This is a genomic window from Nonomuraea sp. NPDC005692, from assembly GCF_040631115.1.
Lineage (GTDB): Bacteria > Actinomycetota > Actinomycetes > Streptosporangiales > Streptosporangiaceae > Nonomuraea.
On sequence record NZ_JBEXYU010000015.1, the window covers coordinates 65,987 to 82,709 of the forward strand.

Sequence of the window (16,723 nt, forward strand, 5' to 3'; positions counted from 1 at the left end):
GGGCATGATGGCGAGGTGGGGGATGTCGTGTTCCGGGTCCTGGCCGCCGTGGCGGCGACGTTCGCGCTGTCGGCCGCTCCGGCGTGGGCCGACGACGACGGGCCGGAGAAGCTGTTCACGTTCAAGGACCGCACCATCACCGAGTCGAGCGGCCTGGCCGTGTCGCCCACGCACGACAACGTCTTCTACACCCACAACGACAGCTCCGCCGCCCCCGTCTTCTACGCGGTCGGCGCCGACGGGCGGACGAAGGCCACCTTCCACCTGCGCGGCGCCCAGGCCAGGGACTGGGAGGCCATGGCCGCGACCAGAGACCCGGCCACCGGGCAGGGCACGCTCTGGTTCGCCGACATCGGCGACAACCTCGACGGCGCCTGGCCCGACGTGTCGATCTACAAGGTCGCCGAGCCGCGCACGCTCCGGGACGCCACGCTGCCGGCCACCCGCTACCGCTTCCGCTACGCCGGCGGCGGCCGCAACGCCGAAGGCATCATGATCAACCCGCGCACCGGCCGCCTCTACGTCGTGTCCAAGGAGTTCTCCGGGTCCGTCTACGCCGCGCCGAAGCGGCTGCGCTCCGACAAGGTCAACGTGCTGCGCAGGGTAGCCGCGGCCCCGATCATGGCCACGGACGCCGCCTACGCCCCCGACGGCTCCTCCTACGTCATCCGCACGTACTTCTCGGCGACCCTCTACCGCCCATCCGGCGAGACCCTGGCCAGGGTCACCATGCCGGAGCTGCGGCAGGCCGAGTCGATCGCCTACACCGCCGACGGCAAGGCCCTGCTGGTCGGCTCGGAGGGCCCGAACAGCCCGGTCTACCGGGTGCCGCTGCCCGAGCGTGCCCAGGCCACGCGCACCCCCACACCGAAGCCCGTCGCCGCCCAGGAGAGCGCGCGGCCGTCCGACACCACCGAGCCGAGCGGCCTGACCGCCAAAGACGTGCTGATCTGGCTGGCCGCGGCCGCGGGCGCGACCGGGGTGATCACCTTCATCGCGCGCCGCACCCGGTGAGCAGTCAGGGGTTGCGCATGGTCGCGGTGAACATGTCGCCGCGCAGCGCGCGCTCGACCACCTCGATCGAGCGCGACAGGCGCACCAGCCGCGGCCCCTCCTCGCGGTAGGTGTCGAGCACGGCCTCGATGGCGTGCGGCGGCAGGTGGCCCTTGAGATCGACGGCCGCGCCGCGATAGCCCGCGCGGGCGGCCTCGACCGCCGACCGGACGTGATGCCTGGCCATGCTGGCCAGGGCCACCGGGTGCCGCCTCAGCACTTCGTAGGCCCGGTAGTCGGGCGGCACCGCGTCGAGCAGCCAGGCCACCGCCGAGGTCTCCCAGTCGGGGACGCTGGGCGGGCGGACCTCGGCGGGCCACTCTGGCGGGACGTACATGAAGGCCATCGTACTCATGTTCGATTCGCCCAGGTATGGCGGCAGGGCGGCCTTTACCAGGAAAATCAGGTGTGTGACGGAAAAGATCGGTGTCGTCGGCGCCGGGATCGTCGGACTGGCCGTGGCGCGCGAGCTGGCCGCTACCCGCGGCGCCGAGGTGACCGTGCTGGACAAGGAGCCGCGCGTCGGCGCCCACCAGACCGGGCACAACAGCGGCGTCGTGCACGCCGGGATCTACTACCCGCCGGGTTCGCTCAAGGCCAGGCTGTGCCGGGAGGGCGTGGCGCTGCTCAAGGCGTACTGCGCCGAGCACGGGCTGCCCTACCGGGAGGTCGGCAAGCTGGTCGTGGCGAGCACGCGGGCCGAGCGCGCGCCGCTGCGCGCGCTGGCCGAGCGGGCGCGGGCCAACGGCGTGCCGGGCGTCGCCGAGCTGGACGGCCTCGGCCTGCGCGAGATCGAGCCGCACGCGGTCGGGGTCGCCGCGATCCACTCGCCGCACACCGCCATCGCCGACTTCCCCGCCGTCGCCCGCGCGCTCGCCCTCGACGTGGCAAGGACGGGCGGCTCGGTACGCCTGTCCCACCCCGTCCGGGCGATCCGCGAGACGTCGAGGGGCGTCGAGGTGCTGGCCGGGGGGCGGCGGTTCACCTTCGACCGGCTGGTGGTCTGCGGCGGCCTCGGCACGGACGCGGTCGCCAGGATGGCCGGGGCGCCGGGGGACGTGCGGATCGTGCCGTTCCGGGGCGAGTACTACGCGCTGGCCGGGACGGCCAGGGAGCTGGTGCGCGGGCTGATCTACCCGGTGCCCGACCCGCGGTACCCGTTCCTGGGCGTGCATCTGACCAGGCACATCGACGACGAGGTCCTGGTGGGGCCGAACGCGGTGCTGGCCCTGGCCTACGAAGGCTACAGATGGCGAGATGTACGAAATTTCGGTCAAATTATGCGTTGGCCGGGGACGCTTCGCATGGCTCGCACCCACTGGCGTACCGGGATCAAGGAGGTCTACGGCTCGCTCGTCAAGAGCGCCTTCGTCCGGGCCGCCCGGCGGTACGTGCCCGAGCTCACCGCCGCCGACCTCGTCAGGACCGGCGGCGGCGTACGCGCCCAGGCCGTCGCCAGGGACGGCCGGCTGGTGGACGACTTCGTGGTCGACGTCCACGGGAGCGTGGTCCTGGTCCGCAACGCGCCCTCGCCCGCGGCGACGTCAAGCCTGGCAATTGCCCGGCATATCGCCGGAATTGTTCCAGCACTCTCCCGATGAGGGCATCCTTGGATGTGATGGAATCACGCCTGCTGATAGTCGAGGACGACCCCAACATCCTCGAACTCCTCGCCGCGAGCCTGAGGTTCGCGGGCTTCGACGTGACCACGGCCAAGAGCGGCCTCGACGCCGTCAACGCCGTGCAACGGCACCGGCCCGACCTCGTCGTGCTCGACGTCATGCTGCCCGACCTGGACGGGTTCGAGATCGTCCGGCGGATGCGGAGCGGCGGGCTGCACACGCCCGTGGTGTTCCTGACCGCCCGCGACGAGACCGAGGACAAGATCCGCGGGCTCACGATCGGCGGCGACGACTACGTCACCAAGCCGTTCAGCCTGGAGGAGGTCGTGGCCAGGATCCACGCGGTGCTCCGGCGTACGAGCGGGGACGCGCAGGCCGCGCCGCCCAGGCTGACCTTCGCCGACATCGAGTTGGACGAGGAGAGCCACGAGGTCTGGCGCGGCGGCAACGCCGTCTCGCTCTCGCCGACCGAGTTCAAGCTGCTGCGCTACTTCATGACCAACGCCGGCCGCGTGCTGTCCAAGCCCCAGATCCTCGACCACGTCTGGGACTACGACTTCAGGGGCGAGGTGGGCATCGTGGAGTCGTACGTGTCCGTCCTGCGCAGGAAGATCGACAACCGTAGCCCCCGGCTCATCCACACCCTGCGGGGCGTCGGATACGTGCTGCGCCTGCCGCCGAGCCCCTGATGAGAGCCCTGCCGCTGAGGGTCAAGCTGATCGCTGCGATGCTGGCCCTGCTCGGCTGCGGCATGACCTTCGTCGGCCTGGTCAGCGTCTCGGTCCTGCACGGTTACCTCATGGACCGGGTGGACAGCCAGCTCAACCTGCTCAGCGTGCGCATGCACAAGAAGGTCGTCAGCGACTGGCGCCGGGACAGGGAGACCCCCGACCGCCCGATCCTCATCGAGTCCGACGCGATCGCGCTGGTCAAGGAGCCGGGCGAGGCGTTCGTCCCGATGCTGCGCGACCGCGACGTGGACGCCAAGCCCAAGCCCGTCCTGCGCGAGTCGCCCGGCGACGACGCCTACACCGCGCCCGCCGCCGGCGGCGACGGCGAGTGGCGGGTGCTGCAGAGCGTGATCCAGCGGCGCACGCTGGTCGTCGCGGTGGACCTGGAGGAGGTGGACGCCATCACCCGGCGGCTCGTGCTGATCGAGCTGCTCGGCGGCGGCGGCATCCTGCTCATCCTGGCGGTCGCGGGCGTCACGATCGTGCGCCGCAGCATGCGTCCGCTCGGCCAGATCGAGCGCACGGCCGAGGCCATCGCGGGCGGCGAGCTCGGCCGCCGGGTGCCGGACGCCGACCCCCGTACCGAGGTGGGCCGCCTGGCCAGGTCGCTCAACGGCATGCTCGCGCAGATCGAGACCGCCTTCGCCGCGCGCTCGGCGTCCGAGGCGGCGGCCCGCCGCTCCGAGGACCGCATGCGCCAGTTCGTCGGCGACGCCTCCCACGAGCTGCGCACCCCGCTCACCTCCATCCGCGGCTTCGCCGAGTACGCCCGCCAGAACCCCGGCGCCGACCCCGCCGAGCTGATGCAGCGCGTGGAGAAGGCCGCCGGGCGCATGAGCCTGCTGGTGGACGACCTGCTGCTGCTGGCCAGGGTGGACCAGCAGCGCCCGCTCCAGATGCGCCCGGTGGACATGCTGGCCCTGGTCGCCGACGCCGTGCACGACGCCAGGATCCTCGCCCCCGACCGTACGGTGAAGCTGGACGTGGTCGGCGGCGCGGCGCTCATCGTCTCCGGCGACGAGGTGCGCCTGCGGCAGGTCATCAGCAACCTCATGACCAACGCCATCGTGCACACCGAGCCGGGCACCCCCATCGTCGTCCGGGCCGGGGCGACCGACGACACGGTCTTCACCGAGGTCGCCGACAGCGGCCCCGGCCTGCCGCCCGAGCAGGTCGAGCGGGTCTTCGAACGCTTCTACCGCGCCGACTCCGCGCGCAGCCGCCGCCGTTCCTCCGAGGACCGCGGCAGCGGGCTCGGCCTGGCCATCGTGCAGGCGCTCGTCCAGGCCCATGGCGGGACCGTGACGCTGACCAGCTCGCCCGCGGAGGGCTCCACCTTCCGGGTCGAACTCCCACTCGCCTTGGAGTGAGCCTTCAGCTAACCCTCAGGTGCCTGGGTCACCCTGGAATCGTGACAAAACCCGAGCTCCGCGAGGTCCGCGAGGCGTTGATCATGGTGGTGGACGACGAGCCCAGCATCAGGGACCTGCTCTCCGCCAGCCTGCGCTTCTCCGGGTTCGAGGTGCTGACCGCCGCCGACGGGCAGGAGGCCGTCGAGGTCGCCGAACGCGCCTCACCCGACCTGGTGGTGCTCGACGTCATGCTGCCCGACCTGGACGGGTTCGAGGTGGCCAGGCGGATCGACGCGCCCGTGTTGTTCCTCACCGCCCGGGACGCCACCGAGGACAAGATCGCCGGCCTCCGGGTGGGCGACGACTACGTCACCAAGCCGTTCAGCCTGGAGGAGGTGCAGGCCAGGATCCGGGCGGTGCTGCGCCGTACCAGGACGGAGGGGGCGCCGGCCAGCCGGCTGAAGGTGGCCGACCTGGAGCTGGACGAGGACGCCCGCGAGGTCTGGCGGGCCGGCCGCCAGGTACGGCTGTCCCCGACGGAGTTCAAGCTGCTGCACTACTTCATGGTCAACGCCGGCCGCGTGTTGTCGAAGGCGCAGATCCTCGACCACGTGTGGAACTACGACTTCGGCGGCGACGCCGGCGTCGTCGAGTCGTACGTCTCCTACCTGCGGCGCAAGGTGGACGACGTCGAGCCCCGCCTGATCCACACGCTGCGCAGCGTCGGGTACGTGCTCAGGGAGCCGCCGCCCGCCGGTTGATCCCACCGCGCGGCCCCGCCCGGTGGACCGTCCCGGGCGCTCACCGTAGCGTGGACCTGCGGGCGTGAGGTGTCGAGCGGCGTACCGCGGGAAGCGGGGTTGGCACCTATGGATCTGCTGGGGGCGTTGGAGTCGTTGCGCCGCCCGCTCGATCGCGAGCTGTTCCCGCTGGCGATCGGCGAGGCCGCGGCGGACCGGCGTGCCCTGCGCGAGCTGGCCGGGCAGCTCGACGACTACCTGCTGCCGCGGCTGCGGGCGATCGACGCGCCGCTGCTCGCCGTCGTCGGCGGGTCCACCGGGGCGGGCAAGTCCACGCTGGTCAACTCGCTGGTGGGGGCCGACGTGGCCGAGCCCGGCGTGCTGCGGCCCACCACGCTGGTGCCCACGCTCGTCGTCAACCCGGCCGACCGCGACTGGTTCACGGGCCAGAACGTGCTGCCCGGCCTGTCCCGAGCCACCGGTGACTCCGGCGGCGGCGGCGCGGGCGCGCTGCGCGTGGTCGCCTCCGACGCGCTCGGCGCCGGGCTGGCGCTGCTCGACGCCCCCGACATCGACTCCGTGGTCACCTCCAACCGGGAGCTGGCCGCGCAGCTCCTCGCCGCCGCCGACCTGTGGCTGTTCGTCACCACCGCCGCCCGGTACGCCGACGAGGTGCCCTGGAGCTTCCTGCGCTCGGCCCGCGAACGCAGCACGGCCCTCGCCGTCGTCCTCGACCGGATCGCGCCCGAGGCCGTCGAGCCCGTCTCGCGCGACCTCGACCGGCTCCTGGCGGAGAACGGCCTGTCGGGCACCCGGCTGTTCACCGTGCCCGAGGCCGCGCTGCCCGACGAGAAGGCGCGGCTGCCGGAGGAGTCGGTGCGGCCCATCGTCTCCTGGCTCACGGGGCTGGCCGCCGACGCCGCCGAGCGGTCCCGGGTCGTCCGCCAGACGTTGTCGGGCGCCCTGGACAGCCTGGACACCCGGGTCCCCGCGCTGGCCACGGCCGTCGAACGCCAGCAGGCCGCCTTCGACGGGCTGCGGACGATCGTGACCGGCGCGTACGCGGGCGGCATGGCCGACTTCGACGAGGGCATGCGCGACGGCTCCCTGCTGCGCGGCGAGGTGCTGGCCCGCTGGCAGGACTTCATCGGCACCGGCGACCTCATGCGTTCCCTGGAGAGCCGGGTGGGGTGGCTGCGTGACCGGATCGTCGGCTTCTTCACCGGCCGCGCCCCCGCCGTCGAGCTCAAGGACGCCCTGGAGAGCGGCGTCGAGTCGCTGATCAGAGGCGCGGCCGACGGCGCCGCAGAACGCGCGCTCGAAGGGTGGTCGGCCGCGCCGGGCGGGGGCGGGCTGCTCGACCGGCTCGGCGCCATGGAGTCCGCGCGGCTCGGCCGGGCCTCTCCCGACCTGGCCGCACGCGCCGAGGCGGCGGTGCGCGGCTGGCAGGAGTTCGTCCTCGACCTCGTACGCGAGGAGGGGGCGGAGAAACGCACCACCGCCCGGCTGGCCTCGTTCGGGGTCAACGGGGCGGGGCTGCTGCTCATGCTGGCCGTGTTCGCCTCGACCGGCGGGCTCACCGGGATCGAGGTCGGCATCGCGGGCGGCACGAGCGTGTTGTCGCAGAAGCTGCTGGAGGCCGTCTTCGGCGACCAGGCCGTGCGCTCGCTGACCACGCGGGCCCGCGAGGACCTGCGGGAACGGGTGCGGGTGCTGCTGGCGGAGGAGGCCGCCCGCTTCACCGCCCGGCTGGAGACCGTCGAACCGCCCAGGGGCACGGCCGACACCCTGCGCGCGGCGGCCCGCGCGGTCCACGACCACCGCGCCGAACTCCCCGCCGCCGCCGCTCCCACGGCCGAGCTTCCCGCTCCCGGCGCGCCCCGGCCGCCCGCTGGTGACCGCACGGAGGGGCCGTGAAGCTGCTGCGCCGCAAGGAGGGGCCCTCGCTCGACTCCCGGCTGGCCGCCCTGCTGGAGGCCGCCGAGCTCGCCGAGGGGCGCCTCCCCGAGCAGGACGTGTCGGCCGCGCGGTCCGTCGCCGAACGGGCCGGCGCCCGCCGCAGCCTCTCCGTGGACCACACGGTGGCCGCGCTCGCCGGCGCGACCGGCAGCGGCAAGTCCTCGCTCTACAACGCCCTGACCGGCGAGGACCTGGCCGCCGTGGGCGTCACCAGGCCGACGACGTCCACCGCCCAGGCCGCCCTGTGGGACGGCGAGGGGGCCGGCCCGCTGCTGGACTGGCTGGACGTCCCGCGCCGCCACTCCGCCGCCGAGGCGCCCGGGATGTCGGGTCTCGTGCTCCTCGACCTTCCGGACCACGACTCCATCCGGCTCTCCCACCGCCTTGAGGTGGACCGCCTGGTGGCGCTGGTGGACCTGCTCGTCTGGGTCGTGGACCCGCAGAAGTACGCCGACGCCGCGCTGCACGAACGTTACCTGCGCCCCCTGGCCGGCCACCGCGACGTGATGCTGGTGGTGCTCAACCAGGTGGACCGCCTGCCTCCACAGGCTGTGGACCGCTGCGTGGCCGACCTGAGCCGCCTCCTGGAGGAGGACGGGCTGGCGGGCGTGCCGGTGCTGCCGGTCTCCGCCAGGACCGGGACGGGCCTGCCGGAACTGCGCTCGATCCTCGCCGACCGGGTCGCCGAGCGCGAGTCGTGGGCCGCCCGCCTGGCCGCCGACGTCACCGCCGCCGCCGGTCACCTGGCCGCGGACGGCGCGCGGCCGGACCCCGGCGGCCGGCGGGCGGCCGGGCTGGACCAGCGGCTCACGGGCGCGCTCTCCCAGGCCGCCGGGGTGCCGCTGGTCCTGGAGGCCGTGGCCAAGGGGCACCGGCACCGGGCCGTGGTCGCCACCGGCTGGCCGGTCACCCGCTGGTTGCGCAGGTTCCGGCCCGACCCGTTGCGCAGGCTCAGGATCGGGGTGGGGAAGCCCGGCAAGGAGATCGTCGGGCGTACGTCGGTGCCGGCGGCGTCGGCCGTACAGCGGGCGCAGGTCGAGACGGCGATCAGGGACGTCGGCGAGGGGGCCGTCGCGGACCTGCCCGGCCCGTGGGCGGCGGCGGTGCGGCAGGCCGCGCGCTCGCGCTCCCCGGAGCTGGCCGACGCGGTGGACCGGGCCGTGGGCCGCACCACCGCCGGCACGACCCGCAGGCCGCGGTGGTGGCGGATGGTGAACGTGCTGCAGTGGCTGGTCTTCGCCGTCATGGTGGCGGGCGCGCTGTGGCTGGGGGTGCTGTTCGGGATGGACTACCTGCGCCTGCCGCAGCCGCCGCTCCCGACCGTGGGCGCGGTGCCGTGGCCGACCGTGCTGCTGGCGGGCGGCGCGCTGGCCGGGGTGGTGATCGCGGTGTTGTCCAGGCTGGCCGCGTGGGCGGGCGGGCGGCGCCGGGCCAGACGTACGGCACGCGCCCTGCGCGCCGCCATCGGCGAGGTCGCCGAGGACTACGTGCTGGAGCCCGTGACGGCCGAGCTCGACCGCTACACCCGCTTCACCGAGGCCGTCACCGTGGCCCGCTCCTGACCGCCGTCACCCGGGTCCCCGTGAGCAGGACCGCCGTCACCCGCGCCTCCGTCCGAGCAGAGGGACCGCGAGGAGTGCGCCCAGCAGGGTGGACGCCGCGCCCACCAGGAACGGCGCCGGCGGCCCGAACCACTGCCCGGCCACCCCCGCCACCCCCGACCCGGCCGCGGCCCCCATCCCCAAGGCCGTGGACAACCACCCGAACGCCTCCCCCTGGGCCCCCGGCGCGAACCGGTCCACCAGCAGCGACGACGTCGTCAACGCCGGATTCAGCACCATCCCCCCGGCGAACAGCACCACCCAGAACACCGGCAACGCCCCCACCACCGCCAGCGGCGCCAGTACGACCCCGAGCGCCAGCATCGCCCCCACCAGCCGCGCCGCCGGCGAGGACGCCCACGTACGGGCCCCGTACCCGGCCGCCCCCGCGATGCCGCCCAGCGAGAGCGCCGCCACCAGCACCCCGGTGGCGGCGGGCACGCCACGGGCGGCCGACAGCGCGGGCACCCCCACCTGCAACGCCCCCATGGTGCCGCCGAGCAGCAGCACCACGGCCAGCAGCACCAGCATCCGGCGGTCCTCGAAGACCCGCCCGCCCTCCCGTACGGACGCCGCCCCACCCGCCCGCAACGCCCGCAAGAACGCCAGCGTGCCCGCCCCCGCCGCCACCGCCACCACCCCCAGCGCCAGCGAGGACGAGGCCCCCGCGATCACCAGCCCGAACAGCAGCGGCCCGATCAGCATGGCCAGCTCCTGCACCAGGTAGACCAGGCTGTAGACGGCCGTGCGAGCGCCGTCGGACACCCGCCGCCCCCACTCGACGCGCATGCTCACCGAGATCGGCGGCAGCCCGGCCCCGGCGACCCAGGCCAGCACCACGGACGTCCACACCGGCCACCCGTCCGCCGCCGCCGCGACGAGCACGATCAGCGCGACGACGTGCAGGAACGCCGTCGCCGCGAGCACCACCCGAGGCCCGCGCCGGTCCATGAGCCGCCCCTGGACGGGCCTGCCCATGCCCGCGCCCACCGAGAACGCCGCCGCGCACGTGCCCGCGAGCGCCAGCGACCCGGTCGCGTCCTGGACGACCAGCACCATCCCCACGGGCGCGACCTGCTGGGTGAGCTGGGAGAGGAAACCGCACACGGCCTGCGCCCCCACCCCGGGCAGCCCCAGCAGGTCCCGATACGGCATACCCCTTCCCATACGCCCACGCTAACCCGCAAGATCGCCGAATCCCGCCCGCCGGCGAGGTGACAGCGGTGCCCCCCATCGCCATGGGGTGGGTCGGAAAGCCGCGGCCCTCCGCCGGGTCCGGAAGGGGCGGTCAGTCGGAGGTGAGGGAGGCGGCGACCGTGCGCAGGGTCGACAACAGTGGCCGGAGCAGGGGGTGCGCGTCGGCCCCGCGGCGGATCGCGGCGAAGACGCGGCGATCGGGCCCCGGCGTCTGGCGCACCACGACCCCGGACAGCGCCATGTCCCGCAGCGCGAGCCGCGGCACGAGCGCCACCCCCGCGCCCGCCCCCACCAGCGCCACCACGGCCCGGAAGTCGTCGGAGCAGTGGACGACGTTGGGCGTGAACCCCACCTGCTGGCACGCGAACGTGATGACGTCGTGCACGGGATTGCCCGGATAAGGACCGATCCACGTGTCGGCGGCGAGCGACACCAGCGTGGCCGACCCCGCCTCCGGATGCCCCTCGGGCAGGACCAGGTCGAACGGCTCGGCGTACAGGGGGATGCGCGACAGCCGGCGGTCGGCGGCGTCGGGGCCGCCCCGGTACTCGACCGTCACCGCCAGGTCGGCCCCGCCGTCGAGCAGCATGGCCAGGCTGTGGTCGCCCTCGGCGTCGAGCACCCGGACCTGCAGGCCGGGCGCGGTGGTGCGCAGGGCGGCGATGGCGGGGGAGAGCACGGCGCTGATCGCGGTGGCGAAGCAGGCCACGGTCACCTCGCCGGCCTCGCCCGTGGTGTACGCGGCCACCTCGGCCTCGGCGCGTTCGAGCTGGGCCAGGACCTCGTTGGCGTGCCCCAGCATGATCTTGCCCACGGCGGTGAGGTGCACGCCCCGGCCGTCACGCGTGAACAGCCGGTGGCCCACCTCGTGCTCCAGCGCCACGAGCTGCTGGGAGACCGCCGACGGGGTCAGGTGGAGCGCCGCCGCGGCGGCGGTGACCGTGCCGTGGTCGGCCACCGCCCGCAGTGTGCGCAGCCGCCGCGTGTCAATCACGCAGCGAGGATACTCAACCCTGGCGTGCTTGGACGAAAGCCGCCACGGCCCGGTCGACGTCCTCGGTGGAGTGGGCGGCCGAGAGCTGCACCCGGATCCTGGCCTGGCCGTGCGGCACGACCGGGTAGGAGAAGCCGATGACGTAGACGCCCAGGTCGAGGAGGCGTTCGGCCATGGCGCCTGCCTCGGCGGCGTCGCCGATCATCACGGGCACGATGGGGTGCTCGCCCGGCAGGATGTCGAACCCGGCCCTGGTCATCTCGCTGCGGAAGCGCGCGGTGTTCGAACGCAGCTGCTCGCGGGCCTCGCCGGAGGTCTCCAGCAGGTCGAGGATGCGCAGCGAGGCCGAGGCGATGACGGGGGCCAGGGAGTTGGAGAACAGGTACGGCCGCGACCGCTGGCGCAGCAGCTCGCAGACCTCCTTGCGGGCCGAGACGTAGCCGCCGCTGGCCCCGCCGAGCGCCTTGCCCAGGGTGCCGGTGATGATGTCGACCCGGTCGGTGACGCCGTGCAGCTCGGGCGTGCCGCGGCCGGTGGGGCCGACGAAGCCGACGGCGTGGGAGTCGTCCACCATGACCATGGCGTCGTACCGGTCGGCCAGGTCGCAGATCTCGCGCAGCGGGGCGAGGTAGCCGTCCATGGAGAAGACGCCGTCGGTGACGATCAGCCGCCGCCGGGCGTCGGACGCCTCCTTGAGCCTGGCCTCCAGCTCGGCCATGTCGCGGTTGGCGTAGCGGAAGCGCTGGGCCTTGGACAGGCGGATGCCGTCGATGATGCTCGCGTGGTTGAGGGCGTCGGAGATGACCGCGTCCTGGGCGTCGAGCAGGGTCTCGAACACGCCGCCGTTGGCGTCGAAGCACGAGCTGTAGAGGACGGTGTCCTCCATGCCCAGGAAGTCCGACAGGCGCGATTCGAGCTCCTTGTGCACCTCCTGGGTGCCGCAGATGAACCGTACGGAGGCCATGCCGAAGCCCCAGCGGTCGAGCGCCTGCTTGGCCGCCTCGACCACCTCGGGGTGGTCGGCCAGGCCCAGGTAGTTGTTGGCGCAGAAGTTCAGCACCTCGCGCCCGGCCACACCGACCTGGGAGCTCTGCGGGGTGGTGATCACCCGCTCGGGCTTGAGCAGCCCGGCCTCGGTGATCTCGTCGAGCGTCGCACGCAGCTGCTCGCGCACGTTCGTGAACATCAAGCGCTCCAATCGAGGATGACCTTGCCCGTACGGCCGCTCGCGGCCGTGTCGAAGGCGGCGTCGAAGTCGTGGTACGGGAACCGATCGGTGATCACGGGGGAGAGGTCGAGACCCTTTTCCAGCAGGACTGACATGTTGTACCAGGTCTCGAACATCTCCCGGCCGTAAACGCCCTTGATGGTGAGCATCGAGGTCACCACGGTGGCCCAGTCGACGGCGAACTCCTCGGCGGGAAGACCGAGCATCGCGATCTTCCCTCCGTGCGTCATGTTCGCGATCATGTCACGCATGGCCCCAGGGTTACCGGACATCTCAAGCCCGACGTCGAAGCCCTCCCGCATGTGGAGCTGGCGCATGCCTTCGTCGATCGTGGCCCTGGAGACGTTGAGCGCGAGCGTGACGCCGAGCTTGCCGGCCAGGTCGAGGCGCTCGTCGCTGACGTCGGTGATCATCACGTTGCGCGCGCCGACGTGCGTGGCCACGGCCGCCGCCATCAGCCCGATCGGGCCGGCGCCGGTGATCAGCACGTCCTCGCCGACCAGGGGGAAGGACAGCGCGGTGTGCACGGCGTTGCCGAACGGGTCGAAGATGGCCGCCACGTCGGGATGAACGGGAACCCGGTGCACCCATACGTTCGAGGCGGGCAGCGTGACGAATTCGGCGAACGCGCCGTCCCTGTTGACGCCGAGGCCGACCGTGTTGCGGCACAGGTGACGGCGTCCGGCCATGCAGTTGCGGCACTTGCCGCAGACGATGTGGCCCTCGCCGCTCACCAGGTCGCCGACGGCGATGTCCTCCACACCGGGCGCGACCTCGACCACGTGGCCGGAGAACTCGTGCCCGACGACGAGCGGGAGCTTCAGCGTGTGCCGCGCCCAGTCGTCATATTTGCGGATGTGCAGGTCGGTGCCACAGATGCCGGTACGCAGCACCCGGATCTTCACCTCGCCCGGCCTGACCTCGGGCTCCGGCACGTCCACCAGCCAAAGGCCGGGCTCGGCCTTCTGCTTGACCAGCGCTTTCATCGCTTCACTTCCCCCTGTTCCGAACCTAACGCACTGTGCCCGCTCCCCTCGGAACATGTCCATCGAGGGATTCTTAAGTGCCCCCACAGCTCAGCTTCACGCGGCCGTGGGACCAGGCACAATTACGAAATAAGCTTGAAGATGACCTGCCCGGCGACTCGGAGGTATCGGTGCGACAGCAGAGCGGCGACGCCTCGCTTCTGCGCAAGCTCAACTCGGCGGCCATCCTGCGCGGGTTGCGCGAGGCCGACGTGGCCACGCTGTCGGAGCTGGCCAGGTCCGCCCGGGTGTCCAGGCCGACGGCCGAGGTCATCGTCGACGACCTGGTCACCGAGGGCTGGGCGGAGGAGTGCGAGGAGGAGGCCGGCGACCGCCAGCGTGGGCGACCGGCCAAACGCTTCAGGTTCCGCGCCTCGGCGGGGCACGTGCTGGGCGTCGGCATCGGCGGCTCCAGCCTGCGCGCCATGCTGGCCGACCTGAACGGCACGATCACCGTCACCCGCCGCGCGCCCAACCACCGCGACATGCCCGCGGCCGAGCGGCTCGACCAGATCGTCGGGCTCGCCACGGAGACCGCCGCCCAGGCCGGGCTGGCGCTGGCGGACGTCACCGTCGTCGGCGTGGGCACCACCGGCACGGTCGACGGCTCCGGGCGTGTCGTGAAGAGCGTCGCCCTGTCCGACTGGACCGGCCTCGACCTGCAGGGCGAGCTGTCGGCCCGGATCCCCGCGCCGGTGCTCGTCGAGAACGACATGCGCCTGGCCGTCCTGGCCGAGCACTGGCGGGGCGCCGCCCAGGGGCGCGACGACGTCGTCTACCTGTTCACCGGCGACCGCATCGGCATGGGCCTGCTCATCGGCGGCCGGCCGTACCGGGGGGCGCACGCGGCGGGGGGCGAGATCGGGGCCCAGCCGAACAACAACTGGACCGCCTTCCGGTACGTCCTCGACTACGCGATGGCCGTCGAGCCGGGCGAGCTGCGCTCCAGCCGGCAGTGCGCCGAGTTCGCGATCGCCAGGGCCCGCGCCGGCGACGAGCGGGCGGGCCAGGCGGTCAGGGAGTTCGCGCGCGGCCTGGCCGCCGGGCTCGTCACGGTGGTCAACCCGCTCGACCCGGACATGGTGGTCATCGGCGGCAGCCTGTCCTCGGCCGGAGACCTGCTGGTCGAGCCGGTACGCGAGCTGTTCGAGGAGTACTGCCTCTACCCGCCGGAGGTGGTGGCCTCAGGGCTGGGCAGCGAGTGCATCACGGTGGGCGCCGTCCGGTTCGCCCTCGATCAGGCGGATCGCCTGCTCTTTACGTAGCCATCTTGGTTAATTAGATAACCGTTCTGTCACGGACATGTCGCTGAGCGACATCGATCCAGCAAGCATGCTCAGATCTGATCGCTTTAACCTAGTTATTTGCATAAATCGGTACTAGCCTCCAGCCATCCCGACCCGACTGGAGGTGAGCGTGTGGCCGCTGTCACCCTGCTTGAGCGGCTGAAGCGCGACTGGACGCTGCTGGCCCTGTGCCTGCCCGGCGTCCTGTACTTCGTGGCCTTCTTCTACGTGCCGCTGCTCGGCAACGTCATCGCCTTCAAGGACTACGCGCCGTTCCTGGGCATCGCGGGCAGCCCCTGGGTGGGCCTGGACAACTTCGTGATGCTGCTGGAGGAGCCGGAGTTCTGGAGCGCGGTCGGCAACACCCTGCAGATCACGGCGCTCCAGCTCGTCCTCTACTTCCCGGCCCCGATCGCGCTCGCGCTCCTGCTGAACTCCCTGATCGGCCACCGCGTCAAGCGGTTCATCCAGACCGTCGTCTACCTGCCGCACTTCCTGTCGTGGGTGGTCGTGGTGGCGATGTTCCAGCAGGTCATCGGTGGCGCCGGCACGGTGAGCTCGTTCCTGAACTCGCACGGCATCACCATCGGCAACCTGATGTCGAACGCGGACACGTTCAAGCTGCTCGTGACGGCCCAGGTCATCTGGAAGGACTGCGGCTGGGGCACGATCATCTTCCTGGCCGCGATCACCGCGATCGACATGAGCCAGTACGAGGCCGCCGCCATCGACGGCGCCGACTGGAAGCGCCGCCTGTGGCACGTCACGCTGCCCGGCATCCGCTCGGTCATCCTCATGATGCTCATCCTGCGCCTGGGCGACATCCTGTCCGTCGGCTTCGAGCAGATGGTCCTGCAACGGGAGGCCGTGGGCGCCGGAGCGGCCGAGGTCATCGACACCTACGTCTACTACCACGGCATCCGTGACGGCGACTGGGGCATGAGCACCGCCGCCGGCCTCATGAAGGGCCTCATCGGCGCGGCGCTCATCTACGCGGCCAACAAGCTGGCGCACCGCTTCGGAGAGCAGGGGATCTATCGATGAGGCCGCCGTGGATGGAACGCCCGACCATCGCCGGGCGCACGCTCAAGTTCGTCGTGCTGACCGCGATCACCGTGGCCGTGCTGTACCCGTTCGGGCTGGCCGTCGGCACGAGCCTGATGGGCCGCGCCGAGAGCATCGCCAACGGCGGCAGCTACGTGCTCTGGCCCTCGCACCCGACCTTCGAGGCGTACTCGCTGATCCTGTCCGGCGGCGCGGTCACCCGGTCGGTACTGATCAGCATCGGCATCACGCTCACCGGCACCGCGCTCAGCCTGATCTGCACGGTCTTCCTCGGCTACGCGCTGTCGCGGCGCGGCATGCTCGGCGGCAAGCCGATCCTGCTCATGGTGCTGGCCACGTTCCTGTTCACGCCCGGCATGATCCCGAGCTACCTCATGGTCAAGGAACTCGGCATGATCGACACCTACCAGTCACTCATCGTGCCGGTGCTGGTCAACGCGTTCAACGTGGTCGTGGTCAGGTCGTTCTTCCAGAACCTGCCCGAGGAGCTGTTCGAGGCGGCCCGCATGGACGGGTGCGGCGAGTTCCGGATGATGTGGCGGATCGCGATCCCGCTGTCCAAGGCGGTGATCGCCGTCGTCGGCCTGTTCTACGCGGTCTCGTACTGGAACACGTTCTTCAACGCCATCCTCTACATCAACGACCAGACCAAGCACCCCATCCAGGTCGTGCTGCGGCAGTTCATCTTCCGCGGCACCTCGGCCACGGGCTCCGACGTCGCGATCGTGCGTGACCTGCCCGCCTCGTCGGTGCAGATGGCGGTGCTCATCATCGCGCTCGTGCCGATCCTGCTCGCCTACCCCTTCCTCCAGAAGTACTTCACCAAGGGCGTCCTCACCGGCGCCATCAAGGGCTGAGAACCCGGGAGCA

At 72.2% G+C, this 16,723-nt stretch carries 15 protein-coding genes; 10 read left to right on the forward strand and 5 right to left on the reverse strand.

What is annotated here, in order from left to right; translation table 11 throughout:
• The first annotated feature begins 15 nt into the window (after positions 1–15).
• Positions 16–1,014 carry a hypothetical protein gene (locus tag ABZ459_RS28195; protein ID WP_357976215.1) on the forward strand — a complete coding sequence of 333 codons (999 nt, stop codon included), beginning with the start codon at positions 16–18 and terminating at the stop codon, positions 1,012–1,014.
• Positions 1,015–1,018: 4 nt separating this feature from the next.
• Here the strand turns inward: ABZ459_RS28195 and ABZ459_RS28200 are convergent, their stop codons facing one another.
• Positions 1,019–1,390: a hypothetical protein gene (locus ABZ459_RS28200; RefSeq protein WP_352361667.1), complete on the reverse strand. Its 372-nt coding sequence runs from the start codon at positions 1,388–1,390 to the stop codon at positions 1,019–1,021.
• A gap of 73 nt (positions 1,391–1,463) precedes the next feature.
• On the opposite strand from ABZ459_RS28200, the gene lhgO reads away from it, so the two are divergent.
• The 6 genes from lhgO (at position 1,464) to ABZ459_RS28230 (ending at position 9,019) form a co-directional block, all read left to right on the forward strand.
• Positions 1,464–2,654 (forward strand): L-2-hydroxyglutarate oxidase, encoded by a 1,191-nt coding sequence (gene lhgO, locus ABZ459_RS28205; RefSeq protein ID WP_357976217.1) that lies wholly within the window; start codon positions 1,464–1,466, stop codon positions 2,652–2,654.
• A 17-nt stretch (positions 2,655–2,671) separates the two neighbouring features.
• A complete protein-coding gene (locus ABZ459_RS28210; RefSeq protein ID WP_352361663.1) occupies positions 2,672–3,364 on the forward strand; it encodes a response regulator transcription factor in 693 nt (230 codons plus the stop codon).
• Positions 3,364–4,776: a HAMP domain-containing sensor histidine kinase gene (locus tag ABZ459_RS28215; protein WP_357976220.1), complete on the forward strand. Its 1,413-nt coding sequence runs from the start codon at positions 3,364–3,366 to the stop codon at positions 4,774–4,776. The genes ABZ459_RS28210 and ABZ459_RS28215 overlap by 1 nt, the downstream gene beginning before the upstream one ends.
• An 83-nt stretch (positions 4,777–4,859) precedes the next feature.
• Positions 4,860–5,519, forward strand: a complete 660-nt coding sequence (locus ABZ459_RS28220; RefSeq protein ID WP_357976592.1) for a response regulator transcription factor — start codon at positions 4,860–4,862, stop codon at positions 5,517–5,519.
• A gap of 108 nt (positions 5,520–5,627) precedes the next feature.
• Entirely contained in the window at positions 5,628–7,415 is a 1,788-nt protein-coding gene (locus ABZ459_RS28225) for an ABC transporter (protein WP_357976223.1), read from the forward strand.
• Positions 7,412–9,019 carry a YfjP family GTPase gene (locus ABZ459_RS28230; protein ID WP_357976226.1) on the forward strand — a complete coding sequence of 536 codons (1,608 nt, stop codon included), beginning with the start codon at positions 7,412–7,414 and terminating at the stop codon, positions 9,017–9,019. The genes ABZ459_RS28225 and ABZ459_RS28230 overlap by 4 nt, the downstream gene beginning before the upstream one ends.
• Before the next feature lie 36 nt (positions 9,020–9,055).
• On the opposite strand, the gene ABZ459_RS28235 is transcribed toward ABZ459_RS28230, so the two are convergent.
• The 4 genes from ABZ459_RS28235 to tdh all read right to left on the reverse strand — a co-directional run bounded on the left by ABZ459_RS28235 (position 9,056) and on the right by tdh (position 13,463).
• Positions 9,056–10,213 (reverse strand): MFS transporter, encoded by a 1,158-nt coding sequence (locus ABZ459_RS28235; RefSeq protein ID WP_357976229.1) that lies wholly within the window; start codon positions 10,211–10,213, stop codon positions 9,056–9,058.
• 133 nt (positions 10,214–10,346) lie between these two features.
• Positions 10,347–11,249 carry a LysR family transcriptional regulator gene (locus tag ABZ459_RS28240; RefSeq protein ID WP_357976232.1) on the reverse strand — a complete coding sequence of 301 codons (903 nt, stop codon included), beginning with the start codon at positions 11,247–11,249 and terminating at the stop codon, positions 10,347–10,349.
• Between the two features lie 13 nt (positions 11,250–11,262).
• Positions 11,263–12,435 (reverse strand): glycine C-acetyltransferase, encoded by a 1,173-nt coding sequence (locus ABZ459_RS28245; protein ID WP_357976235.1) that lies wholly within the window; start codon positions 12,433–12,435, stop codon positions 11,263–11,265.
• Entirely contained in the window at positions 12,435–13,463 is a 1,029-nt protein-coding gene (tdh, locus tag ABZ459_RS28250; protein WP_357976237.1) for an L-threonine 3-dehydrogenase, read from the reverse strand. The genes ABZ459_RS28245 and tdh overlap by 1 nt, the downstream gene beginning before the upstream one ends.
• A 170-nt stretch (positions 13,464–13,633) precedes the next feature.
• On the opposite strand from tdh, the gene ABZ459_RS28255 reads away from it, so the two are divergent.
• From ABZ459_RS28255 to ABZ459_RS28265, 3 genes are all read left to right on the forward strand, one after another.
• Positions 13,634–14,767, forward strand: coding sequence for an ROK family protein (locus ABZ459_RS28255; RefSeq protein ID WP_357976240.1), 1,134 nt, complete (start codon positions 13,634–13,636; stop codon positions 14,765–14,767).
• Positions 14,768–14,920: 153 nt separating this feature from the next.
• Positions 14,921–15,832, forward strand: a complete 912-nt coding sequence (locus ABZ459_RS28260; protein WP_357976243.1) for an ABC transporter permease subunit — start codon at positions 14,921–14,923, stop codon at positions 15,830–15,832.
• 11 nt (positions 15,833–15,843) lie between these two features.
• Complete coding sequence (locus ABZ459_RS28265; protein WP_357976246.1) at positions 15,844–16,710, forward strand: carbohydrate ABC transporter permease; 867 nt, start codon at positions 15,844–15,846, stop codon at positions 16,708–16,710.
• The last annotated feature ends 13 nt before the right edge of the window (positions 16,711–16,723 follow it).